1 rRNA gene is annotated in these 1,170 nt (G+C 51.1%); it reads left to right on the top strand.

What is annotated here, in order from left to right:
- A 23S ribosomal RNA gene (locus ABCW45_RS17615) occupies positions 1-1,170 on the top strand; the annotation flags it as partial.

Genomic DNA, 1,170 nt, shown 5'->3' with positions numbered 1-1,170 from the left:
ATGTGACCCGTATGGTAATGGAACTGTCTGGGAAGTCAGACCAGAGAGGGTGAAAGTCCCGTACATGAAACCAGAAGGGAGCTAGTGGGATCCAGAGTACTGCGAGACACGTGGAACCTTGCAGGAAGTCGGGGGGACCACCCCCCAAGGCTAAATACTCCTTAGTGACCGATAGCGCATAGTACTGTGAAGGAAAGGTGAAAAGGACCCCGGGAGGGGAGTGAAAGAGAACCTGAAACCCTGTGTTTACAAGCTGTGGAAGCACGTTAAGGTGCGACCGCGTACTTTTTGTAGAACGGTCCGGCGAGTTGCGGATGCTGGCAAGGTTAAGCACTAAAGGTGCGGAGCCGAAGCGAGAGCAAGTCTGAATAGGGCGTCAAGTCAGCATGTGCAGACCCGAAACCGGGTGATCTATCCATGTCCAGGTTGAAGCGAAAGTAAAATTTCGTGGAGGACCGAACGCACATCCGTTGAAAAGGGTGGCGATGAGGTGTGGATAGGGGAGAAATTCCAATCGAACCCGGAGATAGCTGGTTCTCCTCGAAATAGCTTTAGGGCTAGCCTCGTATTAGTCTGGTGGAGGTAGAGCACTGAATTTCCTAGGGGGCGTCAAAGCCTACCGAAGAATATCAAACTCCGAATGCCATACAGATGATGTACGGGAGTCAGACGGCACGAGATAAGTTGGGTCGTCAAAAGGGAAAGAGCCCAGACCTGCAGCTAAGGTCCCAAAGTGTGTGTTAAGTGGAAAAGGATGTGGGATTTCAAAGACAACTAGGATGTTGGCTCAGAAGCAGCCACACATTCAAAGAGTGCGTAATAGCTCACTAGTCGAGAGGTCCTGCGCCGAAAATGTCCGGGGCTGAAACACAACACCGAAGCTCAGGAATGTATTTATACATTGGTAGAGGAGCATTCTTAAAGGGGCGAAGCAGTACCGATAAGGAGCTGTGGACTTTTAAGAAGAGAGAATGCCGGAATGAGTAGCGAGATGGAGGTGGGAATCCTCCAGGCCGAATATCTAAGGTTTCCAGGGTAAAGCTGATCTGCCCTGGGTAAGTCGGGGCCTAAGGCAAGGCTGAGAAGCGTAGCTGATGGACAACAGGTTTAGATTCCTGTACCACATGGTATCAGAACTGTGGGGACGCAGAGGGATAAGATGACCGGGGA

This window comes from Pilosibacter fragilis, from assembly GCF_032490495.1.
GTDB lineage: Bacteria > Bacillota > Clostridia > Lachnospirales > Lachnospiraceae > Pilosibacter > Pilosibacter fragilis.
Note: the sequence above shows the minus strand (reverse complement) of the source record. Positions and strands in the feature narration are given on the sequence as shown.